The 21,903-nt window shown below is 33.5% G+C and carries 28 protein-coding genes; 1 reads left to right on the forward strand and 27 read right to left on the reverse strand.

The window, feature by feature from the left end; all coding sequences use genetic code 11:
- Position 1: 1 nt before the first annotated feature.
- The 4 genes from BN2390_RS15400 to BN2390_RS15415 all read right to left on the reverse strand — a co-directional run bounded on the left by BN2390_RS15400 (position 2) and on the right by BN2390_RS15415 (position 4,856).
- The gene (locus BN2390_RS15400) at positions 2-925 is read right to left on the reverse strand and encodes a dipeptidase (protein ID WP_053985200.1); all 924 of its coding nucleotides are present in this window, start codon (positions 923-925) and stop codon (positions 2-4) included.
- Between the two features lie 3 nt (positions 926-928).
- The gene (locus BN2390_RS15405) at positions 929-1,459 is read right to left on the reverse strand and encodes a peptidylprolyl isomerase (protein WP_053985201.1); all 531 of its coding nucleotides are present in this window, start codon (positions 1,457-1,459) and stop codon (positions 929-931) included.
- 35 nt (positions 1,460-1,494) lie between these two features.
- Positions 1,495-2,889: an aminopeptidase gene (locus tag BN2390_RS15410; RefSeq protein WP_053985202.1), complete on the reverse strand. Its 1,395-nt coding sequence runs from the start codon at positions 2,887-2,889 to the stop codon at positions 1,495-1,497.
- Between the two features lie 98 nt (positions 2,890-2,987).
- Positions 2,988-4,856, reverse strand: coding sequence for a L,D-transpeptidase (locus BN2390_RS15415; RefSeq protein WP_053985203.1), 1,869 nt, complete (start codon positions 4,854-4,856; stop codon positions 2,988-2,990).
- Positions 4,857-4,999: 143 nt separating this feature from the next.
- On the opposite strand from BN2390_RS15415, the gene mltG reads away from it, so the two are divergent.
- The gene (mltG, locus tag BN2390_RS15420) at positions 5,000-6,097 is read left to right on the forward strand and encodes an endolytic transglycosylase MltG (RefSeq protein ID WP_053985204.1); all 1,098 of its coding nucleotides are present in this window, start codon (positions 5,000-5,002) and stop codon (positions 6,095-6,097) included.
- A 105-nt stretch (positions 6,098-6,202) separates the two neighbouring features.
- Here the strand turns inward: mltG and sigK are convergent, their stop codons facing one another.
- The 23 genes from sigK to BN2390_RS15535 all read right to left on the reverse strand — a co-directional run bounded on the left by sigK (position 6,203) and on the right by BN2390_RS15535 (position 21,899).
- Entirely contained in the window at positions 6,203-6,865 is a 663-nt protein-coding gene (gene sigK / locus BN2390_RS15425) for an RNA polymerase sporulation sigma factor SigK (protein WP_053985205.1), read from the reverse strand.
- Positions 6,866-6,981: 116 nt separating this feature from the next.
- Positions 6,982-8,220 carry a peptidase U32 family protein gene (locus BN2390_RS15430; RefSeq protein WP_053985206.1) on the reverse strand — a complete coding sequence of 413 codons (1,239 nt, stop codon included), beginning with the start codon at positions 8,218-8,220 and terminating at the stop codon, positions 6,982-6,984.
- Positions 8,220-8,888 (reverse strand): O-methyltransferase, encoded by a 669-nt coding sequence (locus BN2390_RS15435; protein WP_053985207.1) that lies wholly within the window; start codon positions 8,886-8,888, stop codon positions 8,220-8,222. Before BN2390_RS15435 ends, BN2390_RS15430 begins: the two co-directional genes overlap by 1 nt.
- 88 nt (positions 8,889-8,976) lie before the next feature.
- The gene (locus tag BN2390_RS15440) at positions 8,977-10,644 is read right to left on the reverse strand and encodes a ribonuclease J (protein WP_330373806.1); all 1,668 of its coding nucleotides are present in this window, start codon (positions 10,642-10,644) and stop codon (positions 8,977-8,979) included.
- A gap of 18 nt (positions 10,645-10,662) precedes the next feature.
- Positions 10,663-11,097 carry a Fur family transcriptional regulator gene (locus BN2390_RS15445; protein WP_053985209.1) on the reverse strand — a complete coding sequence of 145 codons (435 nt, stop codon included), beginning with the start codon at positions 11,095-11,097 and terminating at the stop codon, positions 10,663-10,665.
- Between the two features lie 43 nt (positions 11,098-11,140).
- Positions 11,141-11,386 (reverse strand): DUF1292 domain-containing protein, encoded by a 246-nt coding sequence (locus BN2390_RS15450; protein WP_053985210.1) that lies wholly within the window; start codon positions 11,384-11,386, stop codon positions 11,141-11,143.
- Between the two features lie 12 nt (positions 11,387-11,398).
- Positions 11,399-11,818: a Holliday junction resolvase RuvX gene (gene ruvX / locus BN2390_RS15455; RefSeq protein WP_053985211.1), complete on the reverse strand. Its 420-nt coding sequence runs from the start codon at positions 11,816-11,818 to the stop codon at positions 11,399-11,401.
- A 33-nt stretch (positions 11,819-11,851) separates the two neighbouring features.
- Positions 11,852-12,103, reverse strand: coding sequence for an IreB family regulatory phosphoprotein (locus BN2390_RS15460; protein WP_053985212.1), 252 nt, complete (start codon positions 12,101-12,103; stop codon positions 11,852-11,854).
- Positions 12,104-12,189: 86 nt separating this feature from the next.
- Positions 12,190-13,500 carry a tRNA (N(6)-L-threonylcarbamoyladenosine(37)-C(2))-methylthiotransferase MtaB gene (gene mtaB / locus BN2390_RS15465; protein ID WP_053985213.1) on the reverse strand — a complete coding sequence of 437 codons (1,311 nt, stop codon included), beginning with the start codon at positions 13,498-13,500 and terminating at the stop codon, positions 12,190-12,192.
- 742 nt (positions 13,501-14,242) lie between these two features.
- Positions 14,243-14,782 (reverse strand): hypothetical protein, encoded by a 540-nt coding sequence (locus tag BN2390_RS15470; RefSeq protein WP_053985214.1) that lies wholly within the window; start codon positions 14,780-14,782, stop codon positions 14,243-14,245.
- 310 nt (positions 14,783-15,092) lie between these two features.
- Positions 15,093-15,386 (reverse strand): hypothetical protein, encoded by a 294-nt coding sequence (locus BN2390_RS15475; RefSeq protein WP_053985215.1) that lies wholly within the window; start codon positions 15,384-15,386, stop codon positions 15,093-15,095.
- 441 nt (positions 15,387-15,827) lie between these two features.
- On the reverse strand, positions 15,828-16,439 hold the full coding sequence (locus tag BN2390_RS15480; protein ID WP_082238815.1) for a lysozyme: 612 nt from the start codon (positions 16,437-16,439) through the stop codon (positions 15,828-15,830).
- Position 16,440: 1 nt separating this feature from the next.
- Positions 16,441-16,689, reverse strand: coding sequence for a hypothetical protein (locus BN2390_RS15485; protein WP_053985216.1), 249 nt, complete (start codon positions 16,687-16,689; stop codon positions 16,441-16,443).
- Positions 16,690-16,868: 179 nt separating this feature from the next.
- Positions 16,869-17,180 carry a hypothetical protein gene (locus BN2390_RS15490; RefSeq protein ID WP_198524927.1) on the reverse strand — a complete coding sequence of 104 codons (312 nt, stop codon included), beginning with the start codon at positions 17,178-17,180 and terminating at the stop codon, positions 16,869-16,871.
- Positions 17,181-17,264: 84 nt separating this feature from the next.
- The gene (locus BN2390_RS15495) at positions 17,265-17,477 is read right to left on the reverse strand and encodes a hypothetical protein (protein ID WP_053985218.1); all 213 of its coding nucleotides are present in this window, start codon (positions 17,475-17,477) and stop codon (positions 17,265-17,267) included.
- A complete protein-coding gene (locus BN2390_RS15500) occupies positions 17,477-17,794 on the reverse strand; it encodes a hypothetical protein (protein WP_053985219.1) in 318 nt (105 codons plus the stop codon). Before BN2390_RS15500 ends, BN2390_RS15495 begins: the two co-directional genes overlap by 1 nt.
- Positions 17,794-18,498 carry a pyocin knob domain-containing protein gene (locus BN2390_RS15505; RefSeq protein ID WP_053985220.1) on the reverse strand — a complete coding sequence of 235 codons (705 nt, stop codon included), beginning with the start codon at positions 18,496-18,498 and terminating at the stop codon, positions 17,794-17,796. Before BN2390_RS15505 ends, BN2390_RS15500 begins: the two co-directional genes overlap by 1 nt.
- 11 nt (positions 18,499-18,509) lie before the next feature.
- The gene (locus BN2390_RS15510) at positions 18,510-19,139 is read right to left on the reverse strand and encodes a collagen-like domain-containing protein (protein ID WP_053985221.1); all 630 of its coding nucleotides are present in this window, start codon (positions 19,137-19,139) and stop codon (positions 18,510-18,512) included.
- Positions 19,140-19,153: 14 nt separating this feature from the next.
- Complete coding sequence (locus BN2390_RS15515) at positions 19,154-19,423, reverse strand: hypothetical protein (RefSeq protein WP_053985222.1); 270 nt, start codon at positions 19,421-19,423, stop codon at positions 19,154-19,156.
- Complete coding sequence (locus BN2390_RS15520) at positions 19,420-19,953, reverse strand: putative phage tail protein (protein ID WP_053985223.1); 534 nt, start codon at positions 19,951-19,953, stop codon at positions 19,420-19,422. Before BN2390_RS15520 ends, BN2390_RS15515 begins: the two co-directional genes overlap by 4 nt.
- Complete coding sequence (locus tag BN2390_RS15525; protein ID WP_053985224.1) at positions 19,950-21,008, reverse strand: baseplate J/gp47 family protein; 1,059 nt, start codon at positions 21,006-21,008, stop codon at positions 19,950-19,952. Before BN2390_RS15525 ends, BN2390_RS15520 begins: the two co-directional genes overlap by 4 nt.
- Positions 20,986-21,408: a DUF2634 domain-containing protein gene (locus BN2390_RS15530; protein ID WP_053985225.1), complete on the reverse strand. Its 423-nt coding sequence runs from the start codon at positions 21,406-21,408 to the stop codon at positions 20,986-20,988. Before BN2390_RS15530 ends, BN2390_RS15525 begins: the two co-directional genes overlap by 23 nt.
- Positions 21,405-21,899, reverse strand: coding sequence for a DUF2577 domain-containing protein (locus BN2390_RS15535; protein ID WP_053985226.1), 495 nt, complete (start codon positions 21,897-21,899; stop codon positions 21,405-21,407). The genes BN2390_RS15530 and BN2390_RS15535 overlap by 4 nt, the downstream gene beginning before the upstream one ends.
- Between the last annotated feature and the right edge of the window lie 4 nt (positions 21,900-21,903).

Raw genomic sequence — 21,903 nt, forward strand, 5'->3', positions numbered from 1 at the left:
TTTACAAGTTCTCGCGGATTACACGCTCTGCATTGCCATAACAGATTTTATCAATGATACGTGAACTAAATAAACGTGTCATACTACTTTTAAGTTTATCCATTTCTTCGCAGTTACATACATCTAAATTGCAACTTATTCCATCAAAATCTGTTCCTAGTGCTAATACATCTTCTCCAACTTGATTATAGATATATGCCATATTAGCAATCATATGGTCTATCTTACTATTATCTGAGTTATTTAAGAAATAGCTATAGAAGTTGGTTCCAACTATTCCACCACTATTTGCAATAATGCCTAGCCCCTGATCAGTCACATTACGCGTATGATTATAGTAACCTCTTGCATTAGAGTGAGAAGCAATGATTGGCTTTTTGTAAAGCTCAGTTATATCTTTAAAAGCTGCTTCTGATAAATGAGAAATATCAAGCAAAATAGGTACCTCATTTAATCCACTAATTAGGTCACGCCCCTTCTGTGTAAGCCCTTTATCAATAGAATGAGGTGCACCTAAGCGATTTTCATAGTTCCACGTTAAAGTCATTAACGTAATCCCCATATTCACCAATGTTTCAATAGGATTTTCTAAACCTGCAATTGCTTCTCCTTCTTCAAGAGATAAAAAGGCAGCAATCTTCTTCTCCTCTTTGCAGCGTAAATAATCTTGATAGGTTCTAGCTATACTTATATCTTTTTCATTTTTCTTAACTTCTTCTATGAAGTAGTCATACATATTCTTAAAATAACTAAAAAGATCTTCTTCACTATCTGGTTTCATTTCAATAAAGAAAGCAAACCACTGTGCGAGATAGTGGCTTGCTTTCATCTTTTGAATGTCTACATGATAGTCATTGTGAAGAAGAGAAGTCTTATTTGCATAAATAAGGCTTGCTGTATCACAGTGCAAATCAATATATGACATTAATTATTCACCTACTTTTTCAGGCGCTTCGTATGTTTTTCCTTGTGTATCTACTGTCATTGATTTAATGACAACTGGACTAAGTGGTTTATCCATATGATTTGTTTTTGTTGTAGCAATGTAATCTACAACATCTAATCCTTCAATCACTTTACCAAAAGCTGCATATTGACCATCTAAATGTGGTGAGTTTTCATGCATAATGAAGAATTGTGAACCTGCTGAGTTAGGACTCATTGCACGTGCCATAGAAAGAACACCTTTAGCATGTTTTAAATCATTTTTAAAACCATTTCCACTGAATTCACCTTTGATGCAGTAGCCAGGACCACCTGTACCTGTACCTTGTGGGCAACCACCTTGAATCATGAATCCACGGATAACACGGTGGAATGTAAGACCATCATAGTATCCTTTTTGCACTAAGCTAATAAAGTTATTTACAGTGTTAGGTGCAACTTCTGGATAAAGTTCTGCTTTCATTACACTGCCATCGTCCATAGTAATTGTTACGATTGGATTTAAATTTTCCATGTTAAACACTTCCTTTTTTCTTATCTAGTTAATTATTATGCATTAATTAGGAACGCAATATACGCTTTTCTCATTTCATAAAGATCCACTTTACTTGTAATTTCCCATGGTGCATGCATGCTATGAACTGGTACACCACAGTCAATAACATCCATACCATAGCTTGCTAAAATATATGCAATTGTACCGCCACCACCAAGGTCAATACGACCAAGCTCAGCTGTTTGCCAAGTTACATTATTTTCAGCCATAATTTTTCTAAGGTATGCCATGTACTCTGCATTGGCTTCATTTGAACCAGATTTTCCACGAGAACCTGTATACTTCATGAATACAACACCTTTACCAAAGTATGCTGCATTATTTTTTTCAAGTACTGATGGATAGTTTGGATCATGTCCTGCAGTTACATCTGAAGAAAGCATTTTTGAACGTGCTAAAGTTCTTCTTACAAGAATATTTGAATCACCTTCTGTTAAAGCAAGTAATTCTGCTACTGTGTTTTCAAAGAATTTAGATTGCATACCAGATGCACCTACGCTACCAATTTCTTCTTTATCTACAAGGATTGTACCTGTTGTACGTTTTGGATTTGTTACTTCAAGTTGTGCTTCAAATGATGCATAACCACAAACTCTATCATCTTGGCCATATCCCATAACCATACTTCTATCTAAGCCATAGTCACGAGCAGGACCAGCTGGTACGATTTGAAGTTCTGCTGATACGAAGTCTTCTTCTGTAATGTCGTATTTGTCATTAAGAAGTTTTAAGATATTTGCTTTAACTTTATCTTTTTCTTCTCCATCAAGTGGTAATGTTCCTAAACAAATGTTAAGATCTTCCCCTGCAATCGCATCAGAAAGTTTCTTTTGCATTTGTTCACCTGAAAGGTGGATAAGTAAGTCTGAAATACCTACAACTGGATCTGTTTCATCTTCACCTATACAAACATTTACAACTTCGCCACATTGTTTTACAACTGTACCATGAATAGCTAATGGTAATGCTACCCATTGATATTTTTTAACACCACCATAGTAGTGTGTTTTGAACATTGCAAAGTTTGAATCTTCATAAAGTGGATTTGGTTTAAGGTCAAGTCTTGGTGAGTCAAGATGTGCACCAAGTAAGTTCATACCATTTGATAATGGTTCACTACCCATACAGAACATAAGTAATGTTTTGTCACAGTAGTTTGCGTAAACTTTATCCCCTGCTTGAAGTTTTTGGCCTTTTTGAATACATTCTTCAAGATCTACATAACCATGTGCTTTTGCTTCTTCAATCATTGATTTTACACATTCACGTTCTGTTTTGTTCTCAGAAATGAATTTTCTATAGCGTTCACCATAAGCAAAAAGTGCTTTTTTGTCTTCTTCAGTATACGCATCCCATGCACACTTATATTCTTTTTTTAAGTCTGACATTTTCGTTCCTCCTTGAGTTTTTCTAAATGTAATTGTCTTCATTATTTTATCATATTACCTATCATATTCCAAATTTAATTTAGATTTAATTTTGTTCGCTAGTTAATCCAAACAGATGTTCCAAGAGGCATTGTTTCATAGAGCCATTTGCTATCTTCTGGTGAAAGTCTCAAGCAACCATGTGAAGCTCTTTCACCTAATGATTCCATACCACTTATTATATATTTTCCTTCTACATCATAGAGTACAGAATGGTAGAGATAATCTCCAAATAAAAGCAACGCATTTTTACACCTATAACCTTTATTCATTCCAAAAGCAGGTACATAAGCACTCACTTTAAATTCCCCTGTAGGTGTAGGCGTTTTATTAAGCCCTGATGAAGTTGCCATTCTTCTAATCAGCTTCCATTCTCCACTTTGCTTTTTAAAAACATAGGTTGTTTGACGATAAAGATCGGTCCATATATAGTAAGGGCTACTGCTTGTTTTACTTAAACTATTAAAATAGGCTTCTATGACTTCTGTAGGCACTTGCTCTTTACAAGCTTTAGGTGATGCAGGTATAGATACACTACTCCAAGGCACTGTAATCTTTTTACCATTTTTTATGAGATGATAAGATTGTCCATCCTCAGCTGCCCATACCACAACTTTTTCACCTTTTTCAAACCCATTTGTTGCGTATTTCATAGTCCCAATAATTTGTGTCGCTGGGAAAAGCTGACTTACGAAAGTATTTACATCACTGTTTTGATTCTTTACGTAATTACTCATCACATTTGTAATATGTTGTCCATAGCTTTTATAAGGGATTGTTAAATTTAATTTTTCCCTTTGTATAGCTTTTACCATTGTACTCGTATGTATAACCTTTTCATCTAAACCATATAATTCCTCGATCAGAGGATAGGTTTCTCCTGGCTGTAAATCCTCAATTTTCAAACTTTCTTCTATAAAGTTTTTTCCATTCCAAAATACACTAATTATTTCTACATTCACAGGTAGAGTAGCTGTATTTGTTATTTTGTTTGGTGCAAGAGATACTCCTTCTGATCTATAAATACCATTAGGTACAAGGGTACATTTATTCTGCTGAACAACTAAGTCAAAATACTCGCCTGTACTTCTAAGTGGTACTAAAACTTCATCTCCCATTTTCAAGCTATATGTAAGTACATTTCCTATATACACTTTTTGCCCATTATACTTAGCAATTTGAGTAGTTAATGCTTTTGACTTATTTTCTGGTTCTCCTACTTGTTGCCCTAAATATTCGTATTCTAACTTCAGTACACCTTCTTGTTCTGAAATATTAAATCCCATTGTTCGTAGATCGGATAAGCAAATATAATTCACATCACCTAAAGTATATAACGTATAAATACCATTTTTATCATAAGCTTGTAGACTACTTTTCTTTATAAAACCTGCCGGTACTTCTTTTAAAAATGGATGAGTCATCTTACTCCTATTAAATTGTGCAACTAATTCCATTACGCTTTCATATGCTACATTAGAAACCGTCTCTAATTTTTCTAAATCATTGATCCACAATCCTTCATATTTAAGACGTTCAATATATCCATTACTTTGTTCAATTTTTATAGGTGATAAATTTAAACGATAGCAAATCATTTGAGCAAATAAGGGCGGTGTTAAAAAGCTTTGTTCTCCTTTCATTGTATCTAAACGTGTTATATAAGGCTGCCATCTTACATCTTGTCCCACATATTCAAATGTCATAGGCCATTCATTTGATGGCTGTATCACTTCTTTTATTTCTTCTGAATTTTCTATAGATGGATCTTGGGTAACCCCTTCAAATGAATCATCTATTTGATTTTGATGGGTATCTTCTATGGTTTGTACCACTACATTTTGAATATTTTCCCCATACACCCACTGAATTGGCTGAATCATGAGTGTACCTGTCAAACTCCATAGCATAAATTTTCTATAGTTCATTTTACTAACTCCTTATCCCATTTTTTTCCATTTTAGTATAACAAAACTAATTCTCCTCTTCAAGTTGTATACAAAATTAAAATGATTGAATTATAGAGTCAAAATAGTTATAATTTTATATAAATATATAAAGGAGGAAAAAGATGAAGAAACACAAAATAATACGGCGTAAAATGTACAATTTACTCCTTTGCCTATTTCTTATTATTTTGGCAGCCTGTGGAGGCATTCTAGCTTTTTCAAAAACTTATAGCTATAGTTTTCATATTATTGATGAAAATAATATGCGCCCTATGTCTTCAACCATTCGCGAATTATCTTTGACTATCACCTCTTCTACTACCATGGATGATGTCGCAAGCAAGTTATATGCTGAAGGTTTTATTGGAAATAAATTTTGGTTCAAACTAGAATCTAAGCTATATAGCTATGACGATTGCCTTATACCGGGTACTTATCATATTGCTAGTACTATGACAAATGTTGAAATGCTTAAACTCTTTACAACCATACCAAAAGCTGAAGACGAAGTTCAGTTTACAATTCCTGAAGGCTTTAGCGTCTTACAAATTGCTAATCGATTAGATGATAAAAATATTGTTTTAAAAGAAGACTTTCTTGATGCAATCAATAACAAAACTTTTGATTATCCTTTTTTAAGAGATCTTCCAGAAAATACACAATATCGTCTAGAAGGTTATTTGTTTCCCGATACCTATACCATCCATAAAGGTGCTTCAGCGGAAGAAATTATTATGATGATGCTTAATCGCTTTGCAGAAATCTCTAGTCGTTATACCCAGTACTTATATAGTTCTAACTATACGTTGTACGATATTTTAACCATTGCTTCTATTATTGAACGTGAAGCAAAACTTGATGAAGAAAGAGCAACAATCTCTGGCGTTATTTATAACCGTCTCAACAATGAAATGCCTCTTCAAATGTGTTCAACCGTACAATATGCTATGGAAAAACGTAAAGTTACTTTAACAAGTGAAGATTTAACGGTTGATTCTCCTTATAATACTTATCTTTACTCTGGCTTACCTGTTGGGCCTATTTGTTGCCCTGGTGAAAACGCTCTAGAAGCTGCATTTATACCTGAAGAAAATGACTTTTTCTACTTTGTACTAAAAAATTCTTCTGAAGGTTCACATGCTTTTAGCAGTACCGCTGAGGAACATGCAAGCTATAAAGCTCAGTACAAGCAATCCCAAGATGTAAATTTTATTGATTAGATGCATAAAAGAAGAGGCAATAAAGCCTCTTCTTTTATGCATCTACACACATCTAGCAAACTTATTTTATTACCTTGTTTATCTACTTCTGATAAGGCCTGACAGCTATTTCTTATTAAGTTCTTGGAATAATTTTTTAAGTGCTTTCTTCTCAATCCTTGATACATATGACCTAGAGATACCCATTTCTTCCGCTATTTCTCTTTGTGTTTTTTCCTCTGTATTGTCTAATCCATATCTTAATCTTAATATGAGCTTCTCTCTAGGCTTAAGTACGTGGCCAATTTTATCATACAATTTTTTTACTTCTATTCCAAAATCAACTTGATCAAAAATAGATTCATTCTCTGTACACAATACATCGAGTAAATTTATCTCATTTCCTTCTTTATCTACTCCAATGGGAGAATGAAGAGATGTCTCATTTTTCTGTTTCTTCGTTGAGCGAATGCTCATCAAAATCTCATTTTCAATACATCTTGCAGCATAGGTTGCAAGTCTTGTTCCTTTTGAAGTATCAAAAGAAGTAATTCCTTTAATTAAGCCAATGGTACCGATAGAGATTAAATCATCCATATCTTTATTCAAATTGCTATACTTCTTAACAATGTGTGCCACTAAGCGTAAATTACGTTCAATGAGAATATTCTTTGCCTGGTCGTTTCCTGCACTTAGCTCATCCAAATAGTATTTTTCTTCTTCAGCTGTTAAAGGTTGCGGAAAAGAAGAAATGCTACTAAAATAAGAAAAACAAAAAAAAGGCAACATTTCGGCACACCTCCATAAAAAATGGGTTCATACTTATTGTATGAAGGTGTTACCAAAATGTGCCCGTACAATTTGATTTTTATTTTTTCTAGCTTATACTTTTTTTAAGACTCTTTTTAAAGAGGTTGTTCTTTACGTAAAAGAGCTGGTACACTTATTTCTTCTTCTACTTTAAATTTCACGATTTGAAGTGGATGTGGTGCAGATTCTATTGTATTTCCCTCTTCATCCCACATTTCTTCAATTTTAACACTAATAAATGGTCTATCTGGTAATAAAATTTCCACTGTATCCCCTACAGAGAATTTTCTACGTTGCTCAATAGTTACCATTTGTGTTTCTTTATCGTAATCAATAACCATTCCTGAGAAGTCATAGTTACGTACATAAGAGTTATGTGTATACGTTTGATCCTCTGAAGTAGGTTTATGCTCATAGAATCCTGTTGAGAACTCTCTATGGCTTGCTTTACCTACTTCTTGAAGGAAGTAGCCTCTTTTCGCTTCAAAAGCTTCTGGATTTTCTAAGTAAGTATCTATTGCTTCACGATATGCTTTTATCACTGTTGCAACATAAAGTGGTGTTTTCATACGCCCTTCAATTTTAAAGCTATAGATACCACTTTCAACAAGTTCTGGAATATATTCGATCATACAAAGATCACGTGAGTTGTAGATGTAAGTACCACGCTCATTTTCTTCTACTGGCATATACTCACCTGGACGTGTTTCTTCTACTACATGGTATTTCCATCTACATGGTTGTGCACATTCACCGTGGTTTGCATCACGATTTGTCATGTAATTACTTAGAAGACATCTTCCTGAGTATGCCATACACATTGCACCATGTACAAAGGCCTCAAGTTCAATACTTTCTGGTAAATGATCATGAATTGTTTTGATTTCTGGGAAAGATAATTCACGTGCAAGTACAATACGTTGTGCACCTTGTGCTGCCCAGAACTTAGCTGTATGGTAGTTAGTATTGTTTGCCTGTGTTGAAATATGAATCTCCATATTTGGAACAGCTTCTTTAGCTATCGCAAATACCCCTGGATCTGCTACAATAATCGCATCTGCACCCATTTCTTCAATTTCCATGAAGTATTCTTTCATCCCTTCAAAGTCATCATTGTGAGCGAAAATATTGGCTGTAACGTAAACTTGTACATTATGGTCATGAGCAAATTTAATTCCTTCACGCATTTCATCTGGTGTAAAGTTTTTAGCTTTAGCACGTAGGCCATAGCTTCCTCCACCCATATAAACTGCATCTGCTCCATATAATACTGCTATTTTTAAAGTTTCTAAACTACCTGCTGGTGCAAGTAATTCTACTTTTTTCTTTTTCATTATTGTTCCTCCTGCTTTTTATAACTTAATGCTACACCGTCTCCAATAGGAATAACACTGCTGGTTAGACGATCATCATGTGTGATGGTATAAAGAAAATCTCTTAATCTTGCATGAGTTGTACGTTGTCTACGATCAATTAAATATCTTGACCTTGCTACTGTACCTTTGTGAAGTACATTATCAGTAATGAGTATACCGCCTGGACGTAATACACGAATACAGTGAGGCAAGAAATTAATATATTGTCCTTTAGCACAATCCATAAAAACAACATCATACTTTTCATCTTCTAATGTGGTCAGTACTTCTGCTGCATCGCCTTCTATAATTTGAATTTTATCTTCTAAACCGGCGCGTTTTATATTTTTTGAAGCTGTTTCATACATATATGAAAAACGTTCAATTGTTATAATTTGACCTTCCTCTTCTAAAAACTGGCTCATAAGCATTGCCGAATAGCCTACTGCTGCCCCAATCTCAAGAATTTGTTTAGGTTTATGCATGGTTAAAAGTACTTTCATAAAATCTGCTACTTCTGGTTTTATAATTGGCCATGTTTCCTTTTCACATGCTGTTAACTGTTCAATTTCTAGCAACACACCCTCTGGTGGTGTATGTAGTGCACGAATATATTGAACGATATAATCATAATTGATTTCACTCATTGTTTTATCCTTTCTAATGCCAAATTAGGCAGGCTCAACTAGTCCTTCTCTATTCTATAAAAAAACCTAGCAAAATGCTAGGTTTTTTTTATACTTCCATTATAATCGGTAAAATCATAGGACTACGTTTTGTTTTTTGCCATACAAATTCTTTTAAATCATCTTTAACAATGGTCTTAATTTGTGACCATTCTACAATGTGTTTTGTCTCACAGCGATCTAATGCTTTACGAACAACTACTCTCGCAGCATCCATAAGATTTTCTGCTTCTCGTACATACACGAAACCACGTGATATAATATCTGGTCCTGCTACCACTATACCTGATTCACGTTCTAGTGTCATGACAACAATTAATAAACCATCTTGAGATAAGTGCTTACGGTCACGTAAAACGATATTTCCTACATCACCAACACCTAAGCCATCTACTAATATTTGACCTGAAGGTACAGTACCTGTTATCTTACAACTTTCACGAGTAAGCTCAATTACATCACCTACTGAAGCAAGTACGATATTGTCTTTGGGCATCCCCATTTCTACTGCGAGTTCTGCATGTTTTTGTAAATGCCTATATTCCCCATGAACAGGAATAAAATACTTTGGTCTTACCAATGCATGAATCAATTTTAATTCTTCCTGAGCCGCATGGCCTGATACATGTGTATCCTCTTGTATAACTGTTGCACCTTTTTTTGCTAGTTCATTGACTACTTTTGAAACTGTTTTTTCATTTCCTGGAATAGGTGTAGAGCTTAAAATAACTACATCACCTGGTTTAATTTCAAGTTGACGATGCTCTGAGGCTGCCATACGTGATAAGGCTGCCATTGGTTCACCTTGACTACCAGTCATAATAATAACAATTTGTTCATCATTATAACGTTTTACATCATTGACATCAATTAAAGTTCCTTCTGGAATATCTAAATAGCCTAATTCACCAGCTGTCTTTGCTACATTCACCATACTACGTCCTATTATAGCAACTTTACGTTTGAACTTATCTGCTGCATTAATAATTTGCTGAACACGATCTACATTAGAAGCAAAGGTTGCAACCATGATACGTTTATCTTGAGCTTTGTTAAAAATATCTTCAAACCTTAGTCCAACCATCTTTTCTGATTGAGTAAATCCTAAGCGTCCTACATTCGTACTATCTGCTAATAATGCTAATACACCTTTCTTACCAAGCTCTGCTAAACGATGAAGGTCAATACTTTCTCCGCGGATTGGTGTATAGTCTACTTTAAAATCTCCTGTATGGATAATAGTACCTACTGGCGTCCAAATAGATAACATCACTGCATCTGCAATACTATGATTTGATCTGATAAATTCTATTTTAAAACTATTACCTAATTTAATTGTTTCACCTTGTGTGACATTGTGACGTTCTGTTGTGCGTAATAAATTGTGTTCTTTAAGTTTATTTTCTACTAAACCAATGGTAAGGCGTGTTCCATATAAAGGAACATTAAGCTCTTGTAAAATATAGGGTAAAGCACCAATATGATCTTCATGTCCATGTGTCAGTACAATCCCTCTAATTTTTTCATAGTTTTTAGTTAAATAAGTCACATCTGGAATCACTAAATCAATTCCTAGCATTTCGTCTTCTGGGAAAGCTAAGCCACAATCGACAACGATAATATCTTCTTCATATTCAAACGCTGTCATATTTTTACCTATCTCACCCAGACCACCCAGAGGAATAATGCGTAACTTATTTTTTGCTTTTCTGGGCACCAAAACTACACCTCCATTTTACATATTTTTTGCACACGTTTCACAATAACCATAAAAAGTAACATTATGATTCATTACTTTAAAATTGTATTTATCTTCAATATGGGATTCGATTTCAGCAAGCAAATCATTTTCTACCTCAAATACTTTATTACATTTTGAACAAATCAAATGATGATGATGATGGTTTTCTTGATGACTTAGCTCAAATCTACTGCATCCTTCATCAAAATAAAGTTTATCGATAATGCCCATTTCCTCAAAAAGTTGTACTGTACGATAAACGGTTGCAAGGCCAATTTCAGGATAGCGTGCTTTAACTAAGGTATAAAGTTCTTCAGTAGAAAGATGCTTTTCACAATTTTCTACTAAAATATCTAATACTGCCCTACGTTGTGTTGTTAGCTTACAACCTTTTTCCTTAAGTCTCTCTTTAAATGTTGCTGCATTCATCTTATTCGCCCCTCTAACCAATTCTTTTCCTTAATGTGTTTTATTAAATTTCGATATCGTATTCATCACTTTCCATAAGCGTTAAAGCTGCTTTTTGGAATTCATTATCATCTTCTACTAGCTCATAAGTAATCTCGTCACCATCATCAATAATTTCTTTTAAGATGGTTGCGTTATCTTCTTCATCAGCTACTAATAAGTATTTGTGACCATCAATTACAGCATAATCAACGAGCTCAAATAAAATTGTTTCACCTGTTAATTCATCAAAAAATTCTATTTTTTCCATAGTAATCCCCTTTTAGTAATGTGCATCTAAATAATTTTGTAAAATTAGTCCAGCTGCCATTTTATCAATAACTTTTTTCCTCTTTTGCCTACTCATATCTGCACTAATCATAAGATTTTCTGCTTCCATTGTTGTAAGACGTTCATCCCATAATTCCACAGGTAAATTTAAGCTTGCTTCTAGTTTTTTCTTAAAGACAACTGTATGCTCACATCTTTCACCTTCAGTGTTATTCATATTCTTTGGATAGCCTAATACAATCTTTTCTACTTTATATTCTATACAAATCTCTTGTATTCTATTTATGGTTGGTTTGAGATTATAAGTATCAGTTCGTCTAATAATTTCTAAGCCTTGTGCTGTTAAACCTAAAGGATCACTTACAGCTACGCCTGTCGTTTTTGTTCCAAAATCTAGTCCTAATATGCGCAAATTCGAATAACCTCCTATACGTGGTCCTTCATCTTATTTTTTTAAATAATAAGCTACAAGTTCCTCTAATATTTCGTCTCTTTCTAGTTTTCTAATCTTATTGCGTGCTCCATTGTGACTTGTAATATAGGTAGGATCTCCTGACATAATATATCCTACAATTTGATTAATAGGATTATATCCTTTTTCATTTAATGCCATATAAACATCCATTAATATATCACGTGTTGATGCCTTTTCAGGCATATCAAAATGAAATTGCACAGTTTCGTTAAAATTCTTCATTTGCATCACCTTCCAATATTTACACTTTCTATCTTAGCTATATGATAATACAATCCTAGCCTATATGCAAATACAAAATCATCGTATTAATCGATACATTTTCCTTCTAAAGCTTCTCCTACTTTACATTCAACATGTACAGTTTTTAAAGTATTCACGAGGTTGTCTGATGTCACTACTTCTACCTTAATGTAATTACTTGTATAACCATGTGCCTTACCTGCTTCTGACTTTTCAAATAAGACTTCCATATTTGTTTCTACAAATTGTTCCATAAAAGCATGTTGTGATGCATCTGTTATCACTTTTAGTGCTTTAAGGCGCTCATCTTTTGCTTGACTATCTAATTGCTCTTTCATCTTTGCTGCTACTGTGCCTTCACGTACTGAGTATGGGAATAGATGAACTTGAGCAAAACCTATTTCACGTGCAAATTGAGCTGTTTCTTCAAATTCTTCTTTTGTTTCTCCAGGGAACCCTACAATAATGTCCGTTGTAATCGCTACATCTGGCCAGATCCTTCTCAGTTCTTCAACACTTTGTCTATATTCTTCAGTTGTGTACTTACGATTCATACGTTTCAGTACGGTATCCGAACCACTTTGTAAAGAAAGATGGAAATGATGACAAAGCTTAGGAAGTTTTGCGATAGCTTCTAAAAATTCCTGTGTAACAACAACTGGCTCAATAGAACTTAATCTGATACGTTCCAATCCTTCTAAATCATGAATAGCAGAAATAGCCTCAATAAGCGATGTATTACCTAAATCTTTCCCATAAGAAGCTACATGTATTCCTGTTAAGATAATTTCTTTAAAACCAGCTTCTATAAGTCGTTTAGCCTCTTGAATTACATTTTCTATTTTACGGCTACGAATTTTTCCTCTTACATAAGGAATAATACAGTAAGTGCAATAATTATTGCAGCCCTCTTGAATTTTTAAATAGGCCCTTGTATGTTCGCCCATATTACTAATATGCAGTTCTTCAAATTCTTCTACATCCATAATATTACCAACAAAGTTATATTCTTCTTGATTCATCTTATAGTTTTCTACAAGTTGAATAATTTCATTTCGCTTATTAGTTCCTACAATTAAATCTACCTCTGGTACATCTATTTTAATTTGTTCACCAGCTGCTTGTGCATAGCATCCCATAGCAATTAAAACACTATTAGGATTCAATTTTTTAGTTTTTCTAAGCATTTGTCTACATTTACGATCACTTAAGTGGGTTACTGTACATGTATTAACAATATAAACATCTGCTTTTTCATCAAATGCAACTTCTTCATAACCTTCAGCTTTAAATAATTCTACAACTGCTTCTGTATCATATTGGTTAACTTTACATCCTAAAGTAAATGTACTAATTCTTTTTGGTTGGAAATCCATATATTTGCCTCCATCTATCTCTTTAAATAATTTTATATATTAAGGAAGTAACTTATTTTTATAATCTACTTTTATCCTTTTATTCTTTATTAGTATACTATACATAACACTCTTGTCAAAGGCAACAAAAGGTAGAGTTTATCCTCTACCTAATCTAATAACCTTATTTAGATTTTTCTTCTTTTTAATCATAATTATATACTTTTATATTTATAGGATATTATTTGCATGTTTTGTGTATTTAATTATGCTTATATTACTCTTTATATAGAAGGTTACATACAAAAAAAGAGACTAGCTCCCCAGTTAGTCTCTTTTTCTCGCTGATAATCTTCTTTACCTATTAATATCTATTTATGTAACCCTTACTTCCCCTACACCTATTAAAACATAACATATGTTATTATTTCAACGTTTTTTATTTAATAATATTAATTTCAGTACATTTTTATTACTGTTTACTACATTTTTTGTCCATTTATACCCTTTATATTATATTCTATTAATGTTATCTCTTTATCTCTATATCTTTTGAAGAGAGTAAACCCTTATTCAAGGCAATGTGTCCCCTTAACAACCCTTTTTTTAATGCACATTGCCTTTCTTTTGTATTTTTACACATAAGATATTTTTTAGGACTACTTTTTCTATACTTTTTTTATATAATCTATTCTTTTAATAAACTACTTTTTTCCATATATTTCATACCATTGACGACATTTAATTAATTTATACCCTTTATTTAGGAGTAGAAATCAACTGATGATTCATTTGAATCTCTTACAAATAGATTGTCTATAGTATTTGTTTTATCATTATCATGTTTATATCCTTGCTCGTCACTACATACTTTTGATATTGCTTCTTTTAAGAGATCGGCATATTGCTTATTATATTTAGCTACTGCATTTGCCTGAAAACTAGCTTGTTCTATAAGTTTCTGAGCAGTCTGCTTATCTTTTGCATTCTTTAGTTGATTTTTCAGATTTTCTGCCTCTTGTTTTGCTTTCTCAGCATCTTTAAGCAATTGTGGATTTACTTTTTCTAAATATGCTCTTTCTTCTTTTGTTAAGCTTTCTCCCTTAGCTAGCTTTTTCGCTAGATTTTCTGCTTTAAATTGTTCTTCATATACTTTAGATAAGTCATTAAGGTATAGAGCCCTGTCTAGTGCTTGATTATTTGCTCGTTCATTCCAGAGTTTATCTTGTTCCTCTGTAGTTTTATTCACTTTATTATGTAGATTCAATGCTTCTGCATAACTCATATTAGTACTAATTTTCATATCTAATTTCTCCTCTTTCAAATTTTATATTGATATTTGTTTACTAATACTATCGGTTTTATCATAAAATAAATATATACCTTTGTACTTCTACATAATAGTAATTATTTTATTTTATCGTTTAAATTGATAATTAAAAAGAAAGGTAACTTGGATTTTATCAGGTTACCTTTCTTTCTATAGCATATTACATTGTTGTATTTTTAATAAGGAGGAATTTGTTCTAGTTTTAAATACAGCCCTAGCAATTATTTAATAAATTAAGAAGGGTTCTCCTAACCTACTTCTTAGTTTATCTACGGTTTTATATTTATCCTCTTCTGTTGTTACAGTGTCTATTGCACCAATTCCAACAATCCCAATGGCAGTCCCAATTCCAGTCATCATCCCCTGAATTTACGCCTCTAATACATCCTCTATCTTCTAACTCATCAAATTTACGATCTAATGCTTCGGCGTCTTCTCTGATATCTTTAATAAGTCGATTTATGTCATTAACTAATGGTCGACAATTACGTACCCCTCTTACACTTTCTCCTCTTACTCTTTCTTCTCTTACTTCTTCATTACGCCAATCGTTACATCTTCTACAATTACAAGCCATTATAACATCTCCTTTCTTAAATTGTTTTACAATAATAATTTATGCAACACTGGACAAGGATGTTCCTAAAATATTTAGGTAAAAAAATAAAAGGTAGGGCCAAGGCTCTACCTTTTATTTCTATTTGCTTCTTAAATAACTATTTGGTTAGATGACTTTTATTATAGTTAATATTCCATTTGAATGACCAGGGCTTATTTTTTTCTGTTGTATAGTGCTTTTCAGTGTATTTATTATATGTATTTTATGTAATTTAAAAATGCATTTTTGTCAGTTAAACTTTTTAGTTCCATAATAGTACCACATATTTTATCATACTTCAACAAAGCCTATAGACAAAAACAACTTGTAAACAAATACAATCTACGTATATAGCAAACGTTGCGAGCGTATTCTATGCATAGAAGTCTACTAATTACTAGTAGGACTTTTTGTTTTGTATTATTGTGCTTTTACTTTGATAATAGGTACACCGTCGTAGCTAATATCAATCTTCTCATCTCTGATGTCTTGCAGCTTCACATAGTTGTGCCCATCTTTTTCTATAGCATCAACATCTTTCTCTACACCATTAAGTTTAATTTTAACTTTTTTAATCACTTCTTCTTCCTCCTCTAAAAATAGTTTTCTTTCAGCTTCTCTTCTTCTTACTAGACCAGGGAGTACCTTTCCTCCTCCTTTATTCCAACGTAGGAACTCATCTGCTGTACCTAACACATCTCCTTTATTAATTCTGTTAAGTAAATCACTTTTTTGAAGTGCGCCAGCTCCACAGTTATATGTAAAACTTACAAGAGCATCATATTGATTTTGATTTAATTTAGAGTAAGTTACATATTTATTTACTGCATTTTCATATGACTTAAGATTTTTAATAAGAAGATCATCAGCCTGTTTCTGAGTAATAACCATTCCTTCATGTGGTTTAATCCCATTAATAGGTTCTGTAGTTCCCCACCCAATAGTCCAAACACCTGCCGGGCATTTATATGCTTTAAGGTAACATCCCTCAAATGATTTTATTAAATCAATACCTACTTTAGATATTCTCATATTAAGCACCTACTTTCTGTTTAATTTCTTTTACATCATCTTGAATGTCATCTAACTTACTTGCATAAATAGCAATTGTCTCTATTGCTTTCTGGTTGACCATCCGACTCTCAGCAAGTTCAACATAAAGCTTATCCTTATCAGCCACTTGCTGTTGCCATAATTTCCATACAAAAAAGCCACACGCTACCATTACAAAAATAGGAACGCCTAAACTTGCTATTAAACTTTCTACTGTTGATATGTCCATAACAAACCTCTTTTCTCTTATATAGTAAAAAAGACATAAAAAATACAGCCTTTAAGCTGCTCTCTATGTCTTATCTCAAATCATTCTTTTATTTACTCTATGTTATTTTTCTTTCCATTTTTTATATTAAGCACGTACAACCACCTCCATATTTAACATAAAGATGGTTGTAATCCATACTACTTTAATAGATTTAAAATATTAGCTACATACGGTATATTAAAAATTACAAATGATACTCCAAGTGATAGCATCACAGCTATTATTCCAGATGCTATTTCTAGTTCGTCTGAATATCCTAATATTTTAAATATTGCTCCTGTGAATATTTGAAATATATCTGCTAGTATTAGTACAATAGTCATAATTATAGTCATATACGCTATATTTTTATATTCATGCGTCTGTGTTAAATCTTTTGGTAACTGGTTTAAAATAAGTATAAAAACATTCAAGATTAGTACTAATAAATTAATTAATCGAATCATCATACTCTCCCCTTTCAAAACAAATTGCTAATATTTATATCGGATTGATAACTTCATTTCTATACTCTACTCAAACTATCCTTTACTTTATGCTGGTACTTCTTCTGAAGTTGGTGTAAATTGTTCCTGTGCATATCCTAGAACCTCTGCAGCTTCATCTGCATTAATCCATCCCATAGCTAAATATAACGCTGCCAATTCCTGCATACCTACTAAATCTTGTGTTTTTTGATCTGTTGCTGCTACTGCAATTCTTACAAAAATGTTCTTCTCTACCATTCCTTTTAACTTTTCACTCATTATCTAATTCCTCCATTTAATAAAGTATTTTTTGCTGTTTGTGTTGCTAACATTCCTATTGCTTCTTCTTGCTGTTTTAGCTGTTGTTTTAGGATTTTCATTTCATCTATTGGCGCATCTATTACTGGCTTTTCTCCTTCTGTTAATTCAACTAATCTACCATCTACTAGCTTATAGTTATCAATAATCTGCACTTTACCTAAATCTAGATTAGTTTCTACCTCTACACTGTTTTCAATAGGAATATGATCTGCTGATAGAGGTTTTCCCCAAGATTTAACAATAAAGTTACTATCTATTAAAACATAGATTTTCATTATACATCACCTCTCTTAATTCCTATTAACCTTGTTATCTTAATATTATTAGGGTTATGCATTATTGTAAATGTTGTTCCGGAACATCTAAACTGAACATTCCCTACACCAAATAATAAATATCCACTTTCTCCATCAGCAAGTTTACTAAAAGTGAAGCTATTATATGTAAATTGTGAGTGCGTATATGATTCTGTATATCCCATTACTTTAAACTCATCATAGCCAACCAATGATTTTAAGAGATTAAATGTGGTTGTGGTAGAACCATCAAACAAAATATCTACTTTACTTGTAGTTCCTATATGATCCCATTCTTGCCAAGTCCCATTTAAGCATGTTCTATAATACATCTTTCCCTTACTCAAAGCACCATAATAGCTTGAAGCTATCTGAGTTAATGAACCAGCTGTGCCTTTTTTCACATCAACAATATAAGCACAATCAGTTCCCTTTGCTGTAGGGCAATTATCTACATAGTATGAAGATACTAGATACAACCCTGTTGTGGTTAAACTATTACAACTTCCCGAATTAATATCTTTTGGTAAATCCCATATCCCTCTGTCATTTAACCCTGTAGAAAAACCATTGATTTGTTCTTCTACTGTTTTACCATCCGGGCCGAATACAACATCACTCGATGTATGAGGATATAATTCATCCCCATTATCTGCTTGAAATGCTCCCTTTAATCTTGCCATCCTTTCGCCTCCTATCCCATTACCTTAAAGAATATTTTTCTAGATACTGCATTCTCTGTACTCGTTCCTACTTTTATTGAATCCCCTGGATCTCCTTTGTCACCTTTAGCACCCTGTGCGCCTGTTTCCCCTGGATCTCCTTTTTGGCCTTGTGCGCCTTGCTGACCTGTTAGTCCAGTATCACCTTTAGCGCCTTGTGGACCTTGTGTGCCTTGTGGACCTTTAAAGTTTCCTCTTTTAGTCCATGTTGTTGATGCTGTTTTTTCATACATATCACCATTTGTAGTATTTAATGCCCAATCCCCAACTGATCCTAATGAATTTGCAGGGGCTGCTGTGACATTGTGCAATTTACTTCCATCTGGTCCTCTAGTACCTGTTGCGCCCTGTGCACCAGTATCCCCTTTTGGCCCTTGTTGCCCTGTGGCTCCAGTATCACCTTTTGGCCCTTGCACTCCTTGTGGTCCTTGCTGACCTGTTGTTCCTGCTTGCCCTCTTAGACTTCCATCATTGAGTTTATCTTGAAATGTCTTACCATCTGCAAACCGGACACATTCTGCTGTAGTTAATACATCTACATCTTCTATTACTGCCCCTGTTTTTTCATCTAATAATTGTACTTGTACCTTTTTATTTGCCATACCTTACAACCTCCTTATTGTATCTTAAGTCCCATTGTTGGACTTACTTTTATAGCTTCACTCGTTCCCCCTGTGATCTGCCTACTTGAAACCTTAAAATACATCTTCCCTTCAACCCTATCTTTTACTGGTATATCCGTACCTTCAGGAATAACATAAGCACTTGATATTTTACTTAACTCTTCTTCTGTTTTCCTTATGTTTCTGTTATGTACTTCTATATCATAAAAATCATCTTCGGTTGGCGTTTCAAACCCATACTTTTGTGTGCGTTCTGTATTCATTTAAGTACCTCCTCCCTAATATGTTTATGTGTCATTGCCTTAAGCTGTCTATGGGTATATCGTTTTAATGTACCATGTTGATTGTATCTAAGTTCTACGTTTATAACTAAATTCGCCGGGGCCATTTTTCTGATTAAATTTCTAGCTTCATCTTCCATTCTTTTTACTGTGAGTTCTACTCTAACAAGCATTGTATATTCATTAGAATTAAGTTGTACGCTAAATCCATCTTCACCACATAGTTGTGTAAGACGTTCTATCATGCTCCTATATGTATAAGGCAATCCGTCCCCCCACTTACTAAGCACTCTAAAGCGCCTACTTTCTAGCGTATCATCTGCAAATGGTGTAAGGTTAAGTATCTTTTCCCTACGTGCAATACCTTCTTCTGTAGCTGTTTGTATAAACTGGTCATTTATAATATTGCTTAGTTCATCATTTACTTTTTTTATTTCTCCATCTTCAATAATACCTATTGATTCAAATTCTTTTATATTTTGTATAGCTTCAATCCAATAGTCTTTTATCATACCTTTGTCACCGCCCCAAGCTTCGGTATGCTGTTAGGTTGTAAGATTAGGTTATTTAATGAACTATTTATCTTAGTAAACTGAACATCTAATACGCCAGTAACCTGAAGGATACGTGTTTCTATGTGCGCAATTCTTACTACTATATTTTCTGCATTCTCCCATGTACTAGATAACTGTATTAGATATTCATCTATAGCCTTATCTATATACGGTTTTACATCTTCCCAAGTATGTGTATCTAGAAGAGTAATATTGCTTTCAACATTTACAACCATTTCATCTACTGGCTGAACAGTTACAACATGTCCTATAGGTGCTATCCCTACTCCTTTGCCTTGATTCTGTGTAGGATCTATAAGCGTTTGCACCTGGTTAATTAATTCATTGTTAGGCTTCTTATATTCTGAGTTAATAACTACTAGCTTAACAGTTCCGCCACCGTTCCAAGTTGGATAAACCTTTGTCCCACCTATCCCTTTAATTTGGTTTGTTCTTTGCTTATAATCAGCAATATTGCCTCCAAATGATTCATTTTCTATGCTGCTAAAATAGCGTTTACGCAATTTTTCATCATCTTCTATATCCTCACCCGGGATAATTATGTCTGATAGCATAGCACTTGTTAAACCTTCTATATTATCTAATGGAATCAACCAACCCGAATATATATTCCCGACTCTACCAAGCTGCTCACACTTTAATTCATATTCAAAACCTACTAAATGCTTAATTACTTGATATGTAGTATCTTCAAATGCAAATCTCTTGCCTATAGGGACTTCAACATTAAACACGCCTTTTCTAATCGCATTAGTTGCTTGACCTCTATACACGCCACGTTCGCTACATCTTTTTGTTAGGAAATCGCCAAAACTAGTATCCACATAAGTTAGATTTAATACATTTTGAAGTTCTAAATAAACTTGCACTAGTTCAAAACATGCCGGGGCGATTGCATCATAGATTAATGTACCTTCTCCTTTGTATATTTCATCCGGTACTTTGCTTAAGCATCTATCAAGTAATTCTTCATAAGTTGGAACGTTTATCATGTATATCTACCTCCCCAAACTCTGTGACTACTGTAAAATCACACGTAAGTAATTTTTTATTGAATGTTACACTAAAGTTATTCACTCCTTTTATGTAGTCATTAACTAATAGTGCTTCCTTGATATATCTTTGCACTTCACTTTCTATGAATGCCCTATCAAAATTCTTATTAATTAATTCCTCTAACTCTACGCCATGATCCCAGGTATAAATAAGATATTTATATCTTTCTGTCATAAGCGCTTTATAAATCCATACTTTAATCGCTTCTTTTCCTTTTACTGTTCTGCCTGTTAACTTGCCTGTTTCAAAGTCAATTTCATACTCTACAGGAATTTTATTTTCCTCTATGATTGCTTCTTTCTTATCCTCTTGATCTATAAAAGGGAATAAACTCATTCAATACTCACCGCCTTGCATAACACAACATAAAGCTGCTCCCCATCCATAGGCATTAATGCTAATATATCTCCCTTTTTCAAATAGCCTTCATATTCAACTTCTGATTCACCCTCTAATGTATATTGACCACTTGCTTCACATGTACCATTTAAAGTTGCTTGATCATTGATAGTATGATTATGACTAGCAAAAGAATCATCACCTGATCCACCCGATGTATTCTGCGTACTTGATAATAAAGTACCATTCATGCTTGATTTACCGTTATTTGTAATAGTCCCTTTTGATGATACTTTTAGGCTTCTTTTATATCCCTCTAATAAATAATCAGCTATTAGGAAATCGTCTGGATATAATATCAATTCATCAACCTTTATATTTAAAGGCGATACGGACACGACTTCCCCCAAGCAAAAAGAAGGTGGATTAAACTTCGCACCTTCTGATTGCATTATTCCTAATAACCCTTCGTACGGATCTTCCGTCATGCAT

This window comes from Niameybacter massiliensis, assembly GCF_001282685.1.
In the GTDB taxonomy this organism is placed as follows: Bacteria; Bacillota; Clostridia; order Lachnospirales; family Cellulosilyticaceae; genus Holtiella; species Holtiella tumoricola.